18 protein-coding genes are annotated in these 14,976 nt (G+C 61.1%); all 18 read left to right on the forward strand.

Going from position 1 to position 14,976, the window contains the following annotated elements; translation table 11 throughout:
* The first annotated feature begins 82 nt into the window (after positions 1 to 82).
* The 18 genes from ACYZUM_RS02255 (at position 83) to ACYZUM_RS02340 (ending at position 14,941) form a co-directional block, all read left to right on the forward strand.
* Positions 83 to 667 carry a phage tail terminator protein gene (locus ACYZUM_RS02255; RefSeq protein ID WP_108181841.1) on the forward strand — a complete coding sequence of 195 codons (585 nt, stop codon included), beginning with the start codon at positions 83 to 85 and terminating at the stop codon, positions 665 to 667.
* Positions 664 to 843: a DUF2635 domain-containing protein gene (locus tag ACYZUM_RS02260; RefSeq protein WP_027611066.1), complete on the forward strand. Its 180-nt coding sequence runs from the start codon at positions 664 to 666 to the stop codon at positions 841 to 843. The genes ACYZUM_RS02255 and ACYZUM_RS02260 overlap by 4 nt, the downstream gene beginning before the upstream one ends.
* A complete protein-coding gene (locus ACYZUM_RS02265; RefSeq protein WP_108181842.1) occupies positions 843 to 2,339 on the forward strand; it encodes a phage tail sheath subtilisin-like domain-containing protein in 1,497 nt (498 codons plus the stop codon). Before ACYZUM_RS02260 ends, ACYZUM_RS02265 begins: the two co-directional genes overlap by 1 nt.
* Positions 2,340 to 2,406: 67 nt before the next feature.
* Entirely contained in the window at positions 2,407 to 2,754 is a 348-nt protein-coding gene (locus tag ACYZUM_RS02270) for a phage tail tube protein (protein ID WP_007964335.1), read from the forward strand.
* Entirely contained in the window at positions 2,751 to 3,047 is a 297-nt protein-coding gene (locus ACYZUM_RS02275) for a phage tail assembly protein (RefSeq protein WP_003222226.1), read from the forward strand. Before ACYZUM_RS02270 ends, ACYZUM_RS02275 begins: the two co-directional genes overlap by 4 nt.
* Positions 3,048 to 3,177: 130 nt before the next feature.
* Positions 3,178 to 5,076, forward strand: a complete 1,899-nt coding sequence (locus tag ACYZUM_RS02280; RefSeq protein ID WP_108181843.1) for a phage tail tape measure protein — start codon at positions 3,178 to 3,180, stop codon at positions 5,074 to 5,076.
* A complete protein-coding gene (locus tag ACYZUM_RS02285) occupies positions 5,063 to 6,301 on the forward strand; it encodes a DNA circularization protein (RefSeq protein ID WP_041072257.1) in 1,239 nt (412 codons plus the stop codon). The genes ACYZUM_RS02280 and ACYZUM_RS02285 overlap by 14 nt, the downstream gene beginning before the upstream one ends.
* 2 nt (positions 6,302 to 6,303) lie before the next feature.
* Complete coding sequence (locus tag ACYZUM_RS02290) at positions 6,304 to 7,353, forward strand: phage baseplate assembly protein (protein WP_108181844.1); 1,050 nt, start codon at positions 6,304 to 6,306, stop codon at positions 7,351 to 7,353.
* A gap of 153 nt (positions 7,354 to 7,506) precedes the next feature.
* On the forward strand, positions 7,507 to 8,016 hold the full coding sequence (locus ACYZUM_RS02295; protein WP_108181845.1) for a phage baseplate assembly protein V: 510 nt from the start codon (positions 7,507 to 7,509) through the stop codon (positions 8,014 to 8,016).
* The gene (locus ACYZUM_RS02300) at positions 8,016 to 8,414 is read left to right on the forward strand and encodes a phage GP46 family protein (protein ID WP_047601236.1); all 399 of its coding nucleotides are present in this window, start codon (positions 8,016 to 8,018) and stop codon (positions 8,412 to 8,414) included. Before ACYZUM_RS02295 ends, ACYZUM_RS02300 begins: the two co-directional genes overlap by 1 nt.
* Complete coding sequence (locus ACYZUM_RS02305; RefSeq protein ID WP_108181846.1) at positions 8,404 to 9,450, forward strand: baseplate J/gp47 family protein; 1,047 nt, start codon at positions 8,404 to 8,406, stop codon at positions 9,448 to 9,450. Before ACYZUM_RS02300 ends, ACYZUM_RS02305 begins: the two co-directional genes overlap by 11 nt.
* A complete protein-coding gene (locus tag ACYZUM_RS02310; protein ID WP_108181847.1) occupies positions 9,438 to 10,037 on the forward strand; it encodes a YmfQ family protein in 600 nt (199 codons plus the stop codon). The genes ACYZUM_RS02305 and ACYZUM_RS02310 overlap by 13 nt, the downstream gene beginning before the upstream one ends.
* Positions 10,038 to 10,051: 14 nt before the next feature.
* Positions 10,052 to 11,203, forward strand: coding sequence for a phage tail protein (locus tag ACYZUM_RS02315; protein ID WP_108181848.1), 1,152 nt, complete (start codon positions 10,052 to 10,054; stop codon positions 11,201 to 11,203).
* The gene (locus tag ACYZUM_RS02320; protein WP_108181849.1) at positions 11,200 to 11,715 is read left to right on the forward strand and encodes a phage tail protein; all 516 of its coding nucleotides are present in this window, start codon (positions 11,200 to 11,202) and stop codon (positions 11,713 to 11,715) included. The genes ACYZUM_RS02315 and ACYZUM_RS02320 overlap by 4 nt, the downstream gene beginning before the upstream one ends.
* Before the next feature lie 137 nt (positions 11,716 to 11,852).
* Positions 11,853 to 12,950, forward strand: coding sequence for a phage tail protein (locus tag ACYZUM_RS02325; RefSeq protein WP_108181850.1), 1,098 nt, complete (start codon positions 11,853 to 11,855; stop codon positions 12,948 to 12,950).
* 7 nt (positions 12,951 to 12,957) lie between these two features.
* Positions 12,958 to 13,524, forward strand: a complete 567-nt coding sequence (locus ACYZUM_RS02330) for a tail fiber assembly protein (protein WP_108181851.1) — start codon at positions 12,958 to 12,960, stop codon at positions 13,522 to 13,524.
* A gap of 23 nt (positions 13,525 to 13,547) precedes the next feature.
* A complete protein-coding gene (locus ACYZUM_RS02335) occupies positions 13,548 to 14,474 on the forward strand; it encodes a glycine-rich domain-containing protein (protein WP_108181852.1) in 927 nt (308 codons plus the stop codon).
* A complete protein-coding gene (locus ACYZUM_RS02340) occupies positions 14,474 to 14,941 on the forward strand; it encodes a phage tail assembly chaperone (protein ID WP_108181853.1) in 468 nt (155 codons plus the stop codon). Before ACYZUM_RS02335 ends, ACYZUM_RS02340 begins: the two co-directional genes overlap by 1 nt.
* Positions 14,942 to 14,976 lie beyond the last annotated feature (35 nt).

The raw sequence follows: 14,976 nt of genomic DNA on the forward strand, positions 1-14,976 counted from the left end.
CACCGCCATCGCTGGCAAGCCAGCTCCCACAGGTTTTGCAGTGTTCTGCAGACCGCTTTTCATTCAACTCTGGAACACCACCATGAAGATCACCCCGATCCTCACGCAGCTGCGTGGGCAATGCCCAAGCCTTGCCAACCACATTGCGGTGGGTGTCGATCTGGCCTTGCTGCAAGGCAATGCTGATCTGCCGACACCCTCGGCTCATGTTCTGCCCCTGGCGGATCTCGCCAGCACCAGCACCGCACAAAACCTCACCGCGCAACCGATCCGCGACCGCTTCGAAATCGTCCTGGCGCTCGACGCCACGGACGCTACAAAAGCGCTGGATCTATTGCACGACCTGCGCGCCGAACTGTGGCGCGCGCTGGTGGGGTTCAAGCCGGGCAATGACTACAGCGCCATCGTCTACGACGGCGGCGAGATGGTCTCGATCAACAGCAGCCGCGCCTTTTACCGGCTGCGCTTTTTTGCCGAGTTCCAGCTCGGCCGCAATCTGCCCGGTCAGCCTGCGGAGAGTTGGCACGAACGTGAACTGGACGGTTTGTCGTCCTTTACCGGGGTCACCGTGCGGGTCGATGCGATCGACCCGGCCGACCCCAATCTGAAACACCCGGGCCCTGACGGGCGCGTGGAACTGACTTTCTCTGGAGACGTAACCCCATGAGCAATCGCATCACCGTACTGCCGGCCGCTGGCCGTGCCGTGCCTGACCCGGAAGCGGGCGATCTGCTGCCCAAAGAAGGCCGTGAAGTGCTGGACAGCGCCTGGTGGCGCCGACGTCTGGCCGACGGCGATATCACTCTCAAAACTGTAAAAGTCAAAGCACAGGGAGCCAAATAATGGCGATCGGATTCAGCAACATCCCTGCGGACATTCGTGTACCGCTGTTCTATGCCGAAATGGACAACTCGGCCGCCAATAGCGCGACTTCGGCCATGCGCCGTCTGATCGTCGCTCAGGTCAACGACAACATTGCCCCGACTGAAGTCGGCAAACTGATGCTGGTCTCCAGCGTTTCGCTGGCAAAAAGCATCGGTGGTCAGGGCTCGATGCTCGCCTCGATGTACGAGACCTTCCGCAAGGCCGACCCGATCGGCGAGATCTGGTGCCTGCCGCTGCACAACACCGAAGGCGCCATCGCCAAAGGCGTGCTGACCCTGACCGGCACCGCCACTCAGGCTGGCGTGCTCAACCTGTACGTCGCTGGTGTGCGTGTGCAAGCCACCGTGGTCAACGGTGCCACCGCTGCTCAAGCGGCTACCGCACTGGCACAGAAAATCAACGCCACCGCCGATCTGCCAGTCAGCGCTGCGGCTGCTGAAGGTGTGGTCACTCTGAGCGCCAAATGGACCGGCGACAGCGGTAACGACATCAGCCTGCAGTTCAATCGCTTGGGCAAGAGCAACGGCGAAGAAACCCCGGCCGGCCTGACCACCGCGATCACCGCCATGACCGGTGGCGCCGGTGTGCCGGACCAGGTCGCCGCCGTGGCGGCACTGGGCGACGAGCCGTTCGAGTTCATCGCACTGCCGTGGTCGGATCTGTCGACCCTCAACACCTGGCAAGCAGTGATGGATGACAGCACCGGTCGCTGGTCCTGGGCCAAGCAACTGTTCGGTCACGTCTACAGCGCCAAACGCGGCACCGTCGGCACCCTGGTTGCTGCTGGCCAGGCACGCAACGATCAGCACATGACCATCCAGGCGCTGGAGCCGGGCGTCCCGCAACCGTTCTGGGTACAAGCAGCAGCACTGGCTGCGCGCACCGCGGTGTTCATCTCCGCCGATGCCAGCCGTCCGACGCAAAGCGGCAGCCTGCCGGGCGTTGATCCGGCGCCGGCCAGCGAGCGTTTCACCCTGACCGAGCGTCAGTCGCTGCTCAACTACGGCATCGCCACTGCGTACTACGAAGGCGGTTACGTGCGCATCCAGCGTTCGATTACCACCTACCAGAAAAACTCTTACGGCCAGGCCGACAACTCCTACCTGGACAGCGAAACCATGCACCAGTCGGCGTTCATCGTGCGTCGTCTGCAAAGCGTGATCACCAGCAAATACGGGCGCCACAAACTGGCTTCCGACGGCACCCGTTTCGGCGCCGGCCAGCCGATCGTCACTCCGGCGACCATTCGCGGCGAGTTGATCGCGCAGTACGCCAAGCTGGAACTGGAAGGCCACGTGGAGAACGCCGAGCTGTTCGCCGAGCACCTGATCGTCGAGCGTGACGTGCAGGATCCGAGCCGCGTGAACGTGCTGTTCCCGCCGGATTACATCAACGGTCTGCGCGTGTTCGCACTGCTCAACCAATTCCGTCTGCAATACGACGACGCGGCTTGATCGCCGCGTTTGGCCGTAAGCATTCAGCCCACCTCGGTGGGCTTTTTTATTTGAAGGGAGTAACACCATGGGTCAAGTGATTGCAGGCACCTGCTACGTCAAAGTCGACGGTGCACAACTGACTATCAACGGCGGCTGCGAAGCCCCGCTGATGGCCGTCAAACGCGAAACCGTCGTACCGGGTTTCTACAAGGAAACCGATGTCGCGCCGTCGTTCAAAGTGACCGCGCTGCACACCGCCGACTTCCCGCTGAAGAAGCTGATCGAAGGCACCGACATCACCGTTACCTGCGAATTCAGCAACGGCAAAGTCTACGTGCTGGCCGGTGCCTATCTGGTCGAAGAGCCGGTATCCAAAGGCGATGACGCCACCATCGAACTGAAATTCGAAGGCATCAAGGGGACCTGGCAATGAGCGGCGCCGTGAAGCTTCAGGTTGCGATCGAAGCTCACGGCGAGCCCCTGACCGAACTCGTCCTGCGCCGTCCGACGGTGCAGGAAGTGCGAGCGATCAAGGCGCTGCCGTACAAGATCGACAAGAGCGAAGAAGTCAGCCTCGACATGGACGTGGCGGCCAAATACATCGCCGTGTGCGCCGGCATCCCGCCGTCGTCGGTCAACCAGCTCGATCTGGCTGACCTCAATGCGTTGAGCTGGGCCGTTGCGAGTTTTTTCATGAGTGCGGCGTCGGAGCCATCACCGACCTGATCGCAGTCGCCTATGACCTGGCCTGGTTCTGGAAGGTTGACCCCGAACAGATGATGGCCAGGCCACTGGATGTGCTCCGCGAGTCGCTGGAGCACGCGCAACGGATCAATGCGATGCAGCAGGTGCAGTGATGGCAGACGAAGAAAAGCAAGTCAAAACACCGGTGCTGATCACGGGCATCGATGAACTGTCGCCCAAACTCGGCGCCCTGCGAGTAAAGGTCGAGAGCTTCAAGAAAAATCTCGAGCAGACCGGCCTCGGCAAACTGGACATCAGCGGTCTGTTCAAGGGCGGCAGTGTGATCACGCCGTTCGTGGACGGGATCAAATCGGCGGCGGCGTTTCAGGGCAAACTGACTGAAGTCAGCGAGACGGCGAAAACCGTTGATCTGCCCGCCGCACCGCAAACCGCCGCGCAGAACATGAACGTGTTCAGTGCGTCGATGGAAAAGGTTTCCTCCGCTGTCGACGCAGCGCTGGTGCCGGCGGTGGGGGCGTTGGTGATCGGGCTTGAGCCGATGATGACTCAGGTCGGCAGCCTGCTTGCCGACAATCCGAAACTGGTTGAGGGGCTGGCGGCGGGGGCCATCGCCTTTTCGGCGATGCAAACCGCAGTCACTGGCGCGACGCAAGTGTTCGATGTCATGAGCATGGTGCTCAAGACCAACCCGATCATGCTGATTGCCATGGGTATCGCGGTGGCGGCCGGTTTGATCTATGCCAACTGGACACCGATCAGCGCGTTCTTCACCGGGATGTGGGAAGGCGTCAAAAACGTCGGGGCGAATGCCATGGCGATCTTGCGTTCGGTGCTCGACTGGCGCCCGCTCGATGCGCTGGCGGCGCTCTGGCAACCGGTCACGGGATTTTTCTCGGGGATCTGGGACAAGGTCAAGGCGGTCACCCGCCCGGTGATCGACTTCTTTAAAACAGTTTTCTCCTGGACGCCTTACGGCATGATCCTGGACAACTGGGGGCCGCTGACGGGACTGTTTTCGGCGATCTGGGAACTGCTCAAGGCCTTGAGTGTGCCGGTGATGGCGTTCCTCAGAAATCTGTTCGATTTCTCGCCGATGCAGATGATCAACAGTGCGTGGGGCGGTGTTGTCAGGTTCTTCGAGCCGATGTTCGATGGCCTGCGAAAAGCCGCGCAGCCGGCCAAGGCGTTCCTGGCTTCGTTGTTCGACTTCTCGCCGATGCAGATGATCACCAGCGCCTGGGGCGGTGTTGTTGCGTACTTCCAGCCGCTGTGGACGACGCTGCAATCGGCTGTGCAAAGCACCCGGGAAACATTGCGGACGTTGTTCGATTATTTCCCGATGGAAATGATCACCAGCGCCTGGAGTGGTGTCGTGGGGTACTTCGAACCGATCTGGACGGCCCTGCAAACATCAGTGCAGCGGGTCCAGGGCTTTTTTACCAGCCTGTTCGAGTGGTCGCCGCTGGAGCAGATTGCGCAGTACTGGCAGCCGGTCGGCGAGGTTTTTTCAGCGCTGTGGGATGTTGTGCTGGCGGTGTCTGCGCCGGTCGTGGACTTTCTGCACACGCTGTTCGAATGGAAACCTCTGGATCAGCTCATCGAGAGCTGGGGGCCGATCGTCGGGTGGTTCGGCGAGTTGTGGCAAAAGCTGCAAACCGTCATCGCGCCGATCAAGGAACTGTTCGACGGTGGTTTTGCCGGGTTGATCGCCAAGGTCACCGGCAAGGTCGAAACGCTGACTGAGGCGCAACGCCAGACCAATGCCGAAGGCAAGGGTGAACTGGCGCCGGCGTTCTTTGGCGCGAATCCAGCGCCTGCTGGAAACGGGACATTGCAAAGCGGTTCGCTGCCGCAATCCTCCAGCGCCCTGATCCAGCAAAGTGCGGCCAACAACCGCACGCAACTCGAAGGCGGCCTGACCGTGCGCTTCGAAAACGCACCGGCGGGGCTGCGCACCGATCAACCGCAAACCAATCAACCTGGCCTGGCGCTGTCTTCGCGCATCGGCTATCGCTCGCTGTCGGCAGGAGGTTCCAATGAACTGGCGTGACCGCTTGTTGCCGGCATCGTTTCGCGGTGTCGGGTTCTGGATCGATCAGGCGAAAACCCCGGTCGGTCGCAAAGGTCAGTTGCATGAGTATCCGCAACGCGACCTGCCGTATTTCGAGGATCTCGGCCAGCAGGCCAAGACCCACGACCTGACGGCGTTCATCATCGGCGCCGATTGCCTGGAGCAGCGCGACAAGCTGCTCAAGGCCTTGGAGGCGGGCAGTGGTGAACTGGTGCATCCGTGGCTCGGACGCCTGCAAGTCAAGGTCGGCGAATGCGACATGACCCACACTCGCCAGGACGGCGGGCTGGTGACATTCAGTCTGAAGTTCTATCCCGACCGGCCGCTGCCGTTTCCGACTGCCACGGTCAGTACGCAAAAAGTCCTGTTGGCCAAGGCTGACACGTTGCTGGGGTCAGCCGTGTCGCGTTTCGAGGAGGTGATTGTCCGGATTCAAGCGGCGCGGATCGGCATCAATAATCTGCGAAACAGCCTGACCGGGGTGTTCGATGTCATCAAGGAACAGCTGAAACCGCTGATCGCGCAATACAAGGAAATCACTGAACTGGTCAGAGCCGTCAAGGAATTGCCCAAGGAAGTGGCAGCGGAGTTCAAGGGCTTGCTCGGCGATATCAAGGAACTCAAGGCATTCGCGAAGGAGGGCTACCGTGGCGTGATTGCCGACGTGTCCCAACAACTCGAAGCCATTCGCAAGGCCGATGCGCCGAAGATCACCACCGGCAAGGACACCAACGCGGCGGCCCAAGCCATGGCCGATCTGGTGCAAGACACCCTGATCGTCAAAGTGGCGCAATGGGTCGCCTCGATGCCGGTGGCGTCGAAGCCAGTGAAGCTGGCGTCGACGCCTTCGCTTGATCAGCAATCGAAGCAGCAGGTCACGCGTCAGGACGTGCCGGCCACGGATGATTTGCAGGCGCTGCAGAACAACCTGGTCGAGGCGCTCCAGATGGCCAAAAACAAAGCCGGCCCGGCGCACTATCAAGCGATCAGCGATGTACAGGATGCTTTGGTCGCGCACCTCAAAGCGGTAGCGTCTTCGGGTGTGCGTCTGGTCACCAAGTCGTTTCAGGAGAGTTTTCCGGCGCTGGTGGTGGCGTACAAACAGTTCGGAGATGCGACGCGCGTTACCGAAGTGATCCAGCGTAACGCGGTAACCAACCCGTTGTACCTGCCGCCCAATGACGTGAAAGTCTCCCGGGAGTAGTCATGAGCGAGATAGACAACCGCGTCACGCTGACCGTCAACAACATGGAATACGGCGGCTGGAAAAGCGTCGAAATCACCGCCGATCTTGAGCGCCAGTTCCGCACCTTCAAACTCGACATCACCTGGCAGTGGCCGGGGCAGACGGTGGATCAACGGATCAAACCGGGTGACCCGTGCGAAGTGAAGATCGGCCAGGATCTGGTGCTCACCGGCTACGTGTTCAAGGCGCCGATCCGCTACGACGGACGCCAGATCAGCCTGAGCATCGAGGGCAGTTCCAAGACTCAGGATCTGGTCGATTGCGCAGCCACCAACCGGCCGAACCAATGGCAGGAGCAACCGCTGCTGAGCATCGTCCAGGCTCTGGCGGCGGAATACTCGCTGTACGTGGTCAACGAAATTCCCGAGACCGCGCGGCTCGCCAAGCACACCATCGTGCCGGGCGAAACGGTGTTCCAGTCGATTGACCGTCTGCTCTCGCTGTTCCGGGTGTTTTCCACTGATGACGAGCAAGGCCGGCTGGTTCTGGCCAAGCCCGGTAGTGGTGGTCGGGCCAGTGACGCGCTGGAGTTGGGCAAGAACATTCTGTCGGCGAACGCGCCGATGGATCAGAGCCAGGTGTTTTCCGAATACCGAGTGATCGGTCAGCAGAAAGGCTCGGACAAGAAGAGCGGGGCGGCCGTCAGCGAGGTTCAATCCAGCGCGGCTGATCTGAGCTTCAAGCGCCGACGTACCACGATCATCAACGAAGGCACCGCGCTGACGTTCGAGTTGGCCCAGCAACGCGCCCAATGGGAAAGCGCCACCCGCATGGGCCGGGCGCAGACCACCACCTATCAGGTGCAGGGCTGGCGTCAGTCCAATGGCGATCTGTGGCGCCACAACACGCTGGTGAAGGTCACGGATCCGGTGCTCGGTTTTGACGGCGACATGCTGATCTCCAAAGTGACGTATTCGCTGTCGGCGCAAGGCTCGGTGACCACGCTGCAAGTGGCGCCACCGCATACCTTCGATCCTGATCCCACGCCCCCGAAAAAAACGCCGGCCTGACACCGAAACCGAAGGGCATCACCTGATCCTGTGGGAGCGGGCTTGCCCGCGATAGCGCAGGTTACCGCAAACACTTCTTTGCCTGACACGCCGCCATCGCGGGCAAGCCCGCTCCCACAGGTTTTGTGTTGGCAAAGTATCGAGGATCAATTCATGAGCCTACTGACACGCCTGCTGGCGCGCGGCACTGTCGTGCTCGCCAGCTCGGCATCCAAGCTGCAATCGCTGCAAATGCGCCTCACCGCCGGTGAAGTGAACGACGATCTGGAGCACTTCGAACCCTACGGTTTCACCAGCAATCCGCTGGCCGGCGCCGAGGGCATCGTCACGTTTCTCGGCGGCGACCGTTCCCACGCCATTGCCCTGGTGGTCGCCGATCGCCGTTATCGCCTGCAGTCGCTGGCCTCGGGCGAAGTGGCGATCTACACCGATGAGGGCGACAAAATTCACTTCAAGCGCGGGCGGATCATCGACATCGAGACTGCCACGCTGAACATCCGCGCCAGCAGCGCGGTGAACTTCGACACGCCGGTGATCAACCAGACCGGCAAGATCGTTTCCACCGGCGACCAGCTCGCTGGCGGCATCAGCCAGATCAAACACGTGCACGTTGGCGTGCAGGCCGGCAGCGGCCAGACCGGTGCGCCGGCAGGAGGCCAATGATGTTCATCAGCCAGAACCTCCACGCCGCACTGACCCGCGCCGTGCTCATCAGCCTGTTCACATGGCGCCGCGCCGCCGATGACGACGCCCTCGACGACGAAGAGCGCTTCGGCTGGTGGGGCGACAGTTTTCCCACCGTCGCCGACGATCGCATCGGTTCGCGGCTGTGGCTTTTGCGTCGGGTCAAGCTGACCCGACAGACCCAGATGGACGCCGAGTTCTATGCCCGCGAAGCCCTGCAATGGCTGATCGACGACGGCCACTGCAGCGCCATCGACATCATCAGCGAACGCCTCGACGCCCAGCGCCTGAACCTGCGCACGGTCCTGACCCTGGCCGATGGCGAACGTCTGGACATCAACCCCGATAACAGTTGGCAGGTGATCTATGCCGTTTGAAACTCCTTCGCTGCCGGTGCTGATCAAGCGCACCCAAAGCGACCTGGCCGGCGATTCGCTGCGCCAGTCCGATGCGCAAGTGCTGGCCCGCACCCTCGGCGGTGCCGCTTATGGCCTGTACGGTTATCTCGACTGGATTGCCGAGCAGATCCTGCCGGACAAGGCTGACGAATCGACCCTGGAACGCATCGCCGCGCTGCGCCTGAACCAGCCGCGCAAACCGGCGCAAGTCGCCACCGGCAGCGTCAGTTTTACCGCCACTGCCGGCGCGGTGCTCGACGTTGACACGCTGCTGCAAGCAAGCGATGGCCGTACTTACAAAGTCACCACCGCGCGCACTACCGTCAATGGCAGCAACACCACCACGATTGCTGCGCTCGATGCCGGCAGCCTGGGCAATGCTGACGCCGGTCTGGCGCTGAACCCGGTGCAGCCGATCGCCGGCGTAGTCGGCAACAGTTTTGTGGTGCTCGCGCCCGGCCTCAGTGGTGGCGTGGCGCGAGAAAGCCTGGAGTCGTTGCGCTCGCGGGTGATCCGCTCTTATCGCGTGATCCCCCACGGCGGTTCGGCGAGCGATTACGAGACCTGGGCGCTGGAAGTGCCGGGTGTGACGCGGGCCTGGTGTCGTGGCGGCTTGCTCGGGCCAGGCACAGTGACGGTATTCATCATGCGTGACGAAGACCCGCAACCGGTGCCCAACGACGAACAACTGGCGGAGGTTCAGGCGTACATCGAGCCGCTGCGCCCGGTAACGGCGGAAGTGCACGTGCAGCGGCCGATTCAGGTGCCGGTGGTGTACCGTTTCAAGAGCGTCAATCCGGACACCACCGCTGTGCGCGCCGCCGTGGAAGCGCAGCTGCGCGACTTGCACAACCGCGAGGCCGACCTCGGTGTGGCGCTGCTGATCAGCCATATCCGCGAAGCCATCAGCAGCGCCGGCGGTGAGTACGATCACACGCTGACCGCACCGGCCGCTGACGTGCCTGCCGGGCAAAGCGAGCTGCTCACCTTCGGAGGTTGCGTATGGGGGGCATAAGAACCGCCGCGCAATACCAGGCGCAACTACGCGCCTTGCTGCCGAGCGGCCCGGCATGGGATCCGGAACGCGTCCCGGAACTCGAGGACGTGCTGCAAGGCGTCGCCGTCGAGCTGGCGCGCCTCGACGCCCGCGCCGCCGACCTGCTCAACGAGATGGACCCGGCAGGCGTCAGCGAACTGGTGCCGGACTGGGAGCGGGTGATGGAACTGCCCGACCCGTGCCTGGGCGCCACGCCGCTGTTCGACGACCGCCGCCTCGCCGTACGCCGCCGCTTGCTCGCGGTCGGCAGCCAGGCTGTCGGTTACTACCTCGACATCGCCAAAAGCCAGGGCTACCCCAACGCCAGCATCACCGAACACGAAGCCCCACGCATGGGCCGCTCGCGTTTCGGCGCAGCGCACTGGGGCACCTGGGAAGCGCAATTCATGTGGACCCTCAACACCGGCGGCCGGTTGCTGCTCGGTCGGCGCTACGGCGCGAGCTACTGGGGCGAGCGCTTTGGCGTGAACCCGGGCTCGGCGCTTGAATGCCTGATCCACCGCAGTGCGCCGGCGCATACCAAGGTGCACATCAACTATGACTAGGGAGGAATGACGGGATGGACTATCCGAAAAGTGTGCCCAGCGCTGGTCTGGTGAATGGGAAATTTGTCGATGAAAACCCGCTGACCGGGACGCCAGGGTCGCTGATTCCTGCAGACTGGGGCAACGGGGTTACGCAGGAAATTCTCAACGTGATCAAGGCCGGGGATCTGACCCCGGACGAAAAGAAATACGATCAGTTGTTGCAGGCGATTCAGAGCGTTTCGGCCAAGGGCTGGAATCTGGATTCGGCGTTGCCGATCGGCTCCTTGCCGACCGCTACGGTGGCAACGCCAGACGGTCGCCTGGCGATCACGCCAGCAGCAGTTGCCACCAGTGGCGGGCGAGTCTCGATTCCGGCGGGCGTGCTGATCAGCCTCGGTCAGGAAGTGGTGGCCGGGCAGTTGGGGCGTTCGCGCACGTTCACCACACAGTTGTGGAGCAGTCCCGATCTGCTGCCAAGCACCGGTTATTTCTTGCGGGCCCAGGTGATCGGCGGTGTGCTGACCTTTTACATGCAACGCGGCACGATTTATGACGCTGCACCGGAAGGGTTGAAGGGTACGGTCAATGGTGCGGCGGGCGGTGGTTTCCAGTCTACGCCGCTGGATCTCTGTCTGGCCTGGGTCGTCACGGCAGGACCGGGTTCGATGCCCACTGTCAGAGCGATCTACAACCGTAGTCGGTTGTCGTGGACGCAAACGGTTAACGGCAACGGTGTGGTTTATCTGCCACTTGATCCGCATGCCCGTGCGGCACGGTTGGTGGTGGGGAATCCAACCCCGCATCCGACCGGTATTACCACGGTGGCCTTCGCTCCGGGAGGATGGCTGGGGGGCAACTATTCTTACCTGAATCCGACGGTTACTACTTCCAGTAACTGGGATGGCTGGAGCACCGTCGGTGCTTCGGTAGGGATCTTCACGAGTAACGTTGTCAACGACACGACGGTTTCCGCGCTATCAGCCAGTTTCGACCATGCAGAGTTGCGTTCGCTTTGGCAGGTTTATCAAAGCGAACACACCCTTGGCTCGGGAAATGCCTCAAGTGATGAGTTGTTATTTGGTATGGGAATCAAGGGTTTTTCTCAAGCCGATTACGCCAACGGTATTGCGATCAACTTTACCTCAGCCATCAATGTGCATTTTTCCTGGGAGCTGATCCGATGATCATCATTCAAGAGCTGCATCAGTTCGAGGAAGGCTTGCGCCCGGCCCAGCCGTCCAGTGCCCATGATTGGGATGGAGAAAAATGGCAGCTGAATGCGTCCAGAGTTGCCGAGCTGGAACTTCAGGAAGCCGAACAGCTGTGTTCCAAGGTCGACGCGGCCGCCGACAGTGCCCGCACCGTTTTGGCCGGGGACCCGCTCAAAGCCATGGAGTACGCCCAAGCGGCCGCCGACGCACAGGCCTATCAGGACGCCGGTTATCCCAAAAAAGAGGTGCCGTTGTCGGTTGCTGCGTGGGTAGTCAAAGGTCGTACTGCCAAACAGGCAGCCGAGCAAATCCTGAGCAAGGCCGAGCAACTCACCGACCATCTGCTGACCCTGCGCACCTTGCGCTTGAAGGCCAAACAGCAGATCCGTACGCACGCGGCCAAAGGCAATCTCGATCTGGCGCGCAGTGCTGGCGATGACACCTTGGCGGCGATTCGCGAACTGGTCAGCGGCCAGACTTTCTAGTCGCCACGTCTGCGTGCTGCATCACCCAAGCCCACTTCACCGTGGGCTTTTTATTTTCAGAAAACAGACCGCCGCTGGCTCGTACTCGCGATCGCCAAGACGCGGTTCATTTGTTATTTCAGAGGAACGAAAGACCTATGGATTATCCAAAAAGCGTCCCCAGCGTCGGCCTGGTCGATGGCCGCTTTGTCGATGAAAACCCGGTGGCGGGAACCCCGGGTTCGTTGATTCCGGCGGTGTGGGGCAACAGCGTGACTCAGGAGATCCTGAGTGTGATTAGCGGTGGTGGGCTGGTGCCGTCCGAGGCGGATACCGGGCAGCTGTTCAGGGCCATTCAGTCGATTGTCGGCAAGGCCAGCCCGATGCGCTCGCAGATCACTCGTATTTCTGCTTCCAAGCTGCTTGAAGCGCAGGAATTGGGGATGGTTCTGATTGATGGCAGCGCGGCGGCGATGAGCGTCACGCTTCCTGCTGCGGATGCCGGGCTTGGCGTGCGCGACGTGATTGTTCGCCGTGTGGACAACACAGTTAACCGATTGGTAGTCCAGGCATCAGGCGGTGACCGGATTCGTTTTCATACACACCTGTCGGCGAGCGGCTATCCGTTTCTGGTGCTGATGGGCAGTGGTGACTGGTGGCAGTTGCGAAGTGACGGGGCGGGTAGTTGGTGGCCGGTCGGTCGTTTCGACAATACCCCTCTGGGCCAGACCTCATTCGAAACCTCAATGGCGCTCAATCCCGGCGGCTATGGTCTGCTCAACGGCTACTTTTTCAAGCGTGCGGAATGGCCTTGGTTGTGGGACTTCGCTCAGGCTTCAGGAGCTCTGACGACAGAAGCGGCGCGATGGAATCGAGAAGGTGCGTGGACCAGTGGCGATGGTGCGTCGACCTTTCGAATTCCAGAAGTTCGCGGTGAATTTCTGCGAGCCCTCGATGAAAACCGGGGCGTGGATACAGGACGAGTCGTCGGCAGTTTGCAGAACCATGCACTGCAAAGCCACAACCACTACTTGCCCACCGGTACAGGGTCTTCCAATCGACCGGCGCCAGCTATCCCGGATCCTGTCTGGAACGTTTCAAGCGACGTCAATTTCTATCCAACCAGCGGAACCATCGCGACCACTTACCCCAATCCTGCGTTCGACTCCGATACCTACATTGGCACCATCGGGAATTTTTCGACGGAAACCCGGCCGCGAAACATCGCTTATCCCGCACGAATCAAACTGATCTGAGGTGCACATGTTCAATTACTTAATAGACGACGCCGGCGCGTTGACCGGCCCGGTGGAATTTCTACCCGTGCCGGGTATCGGCCTGCAACTGCCAGGTAATGCTGTCACGTTAAGCCTCGAACTCGCTCCGGCACCCAGTGGATTTGCGTGGGCCTACGACAATGGCTCATTGCAGCAGCGAGTAGATTTACGCGGTGATGTCTATCGCACCGACACGGGAATCCGCGAGACCTGGACAGCATTAGGTGATCTGCCTGAAGGCTTCACCACGCAGCCATGGCCCGGTGGATTTCATTCGTGGGTCGATGGTGTCTGGAAAATCGATGAAGCAGCTGCATTGACGGACCGCAAGCAAGTCACTCTGACCAAGCGCGATGAGCTTCTTCGCGACGCGGTCCTGCGCATCGCTCCGCTGCAATACGCCGAAGACATCGGCGATGCCAGCCACGACGAACAACTGCTGCTGATCGAGTGGAAACTCTACAGCGTGGAGCTGAACCGTATCGAAAAGCAGGCCGGTTTCCCCGATGAGATTATCTGGCCGGTCGCTCCCGGCGCAGCCATAACCAACTGATTTTCAGCACAGGGAGCAGTGCAATGGATTATCCGAAAAGCATGCCCGGCGTTGGCCTGGTCAACGGCGGCTTCGTCGATGAAAACCCGCTCGCCGGTTCACCGGGCTCGTTGATCCCGGCCGCGTGGGGCAACAGTGTCACGCAAGAAATTCTCAACGCGATCAAGGCTGCCGGCCTGACGCCTGATGAAGCGAAAACCGATCAGTTGGCAACGGCTATCGGCGCGTTGGTCGACTTCAACAAACTGAAAAATACCCCGACCACGTTGGCCGGTTACGGCATCACCGATGCGGTGGGGCGGTTGCTGGCGGTGCGGCAGATCGAGACGCTCGGGATCACGGTTTACAAGCCCAATCCCAGGGCCAAACGGATTCGCGTGCGTCTGGTTGGCGCGGGTGGTTCGGGAGGCGGCTGTGCGCCGGTGGCAGCGGGTTATCACAGTATTGGAGGTGGCGGTGGTGGTGGCGCCTACGCCGAGAGCTTATATGACGTGACAGCAGAAATGATGACCGGCGTTCCTGTTTCTCTGGGGGCTGGTGGCGCCTCACGTAACTCGATGGGGCAGGCCGGCGGAGGCGCTTCTTTTGGCAGTTACCTGAGCGCGTCCGGTGGCCTGGGCGGGCAGATACTGACCTTTCCTGTGACCGCCACGGCAGTCGGCTTCGTTCAGGGGGGCGCTGGAGGACAAACCGTGACGGGTGGCAATCTCGCTAACGCACGTGGAATAGGCGGTGGCTATGCCATGTACAACGCCAATTGGGGTGTATTGGCCGGTGGCGGAGGCGCGAGTCCGTTTGATGGCGGTGGCCCGTTGATGGGCCTCAGTGGCGCTGGAACTTCAGGAAACCGAGGGTCAGGTGGCAGTGGTTCATGTTCGACCAGTGCCTCCGCGTCAGTCCTCAGCGGCGTCGGCGGAAACGCCTTCTGTGAAATCTGGGAGTACGAATAATGGCCCGTTATGCACGAGTGGAAAACGGCGTTGCGGTCGAGGTGATCGATACCGGCGACTACCAGATTACCCAGCTTTTTGCCCCGTCCTTCGTCGAGTCGATGGTGCCCGTACCGGAGGGCATGCAGATCGAAATCGGCGCACCTGTCGGCGAACTGCGCGAGGAGATTGCGCCGTTGCCGGTGATGGAAAGTCCGGTCGTTATCTCTGACGTCGTCGTAGAGGAGCAAGACGCTATGGCGGCAGCACGCACCTGGCGCCAGTCCAGCCTGTCGGCCACCGAATGGTGGGTGACGCGGCATCGCGATGAGCAAGAGCTGGGGCGCGGGACGACGCTCAAGGCTGCGCAATATCTGGAATTGCTGGAGTACCGTCAGGCGCTGCGCGACTGGCCTGAAACAAGTCAATTTCCTTCCGCAGTTTCCCGGCCTTCGGTCCCCACGCGGTTAGCCGCACTCATAGGCTGAGACCAGCCCCAAATATTTCGGATTAAGGAGACAAC

This window comes from Pseudomonas sp. m6p (assembly GCF_055760375.1).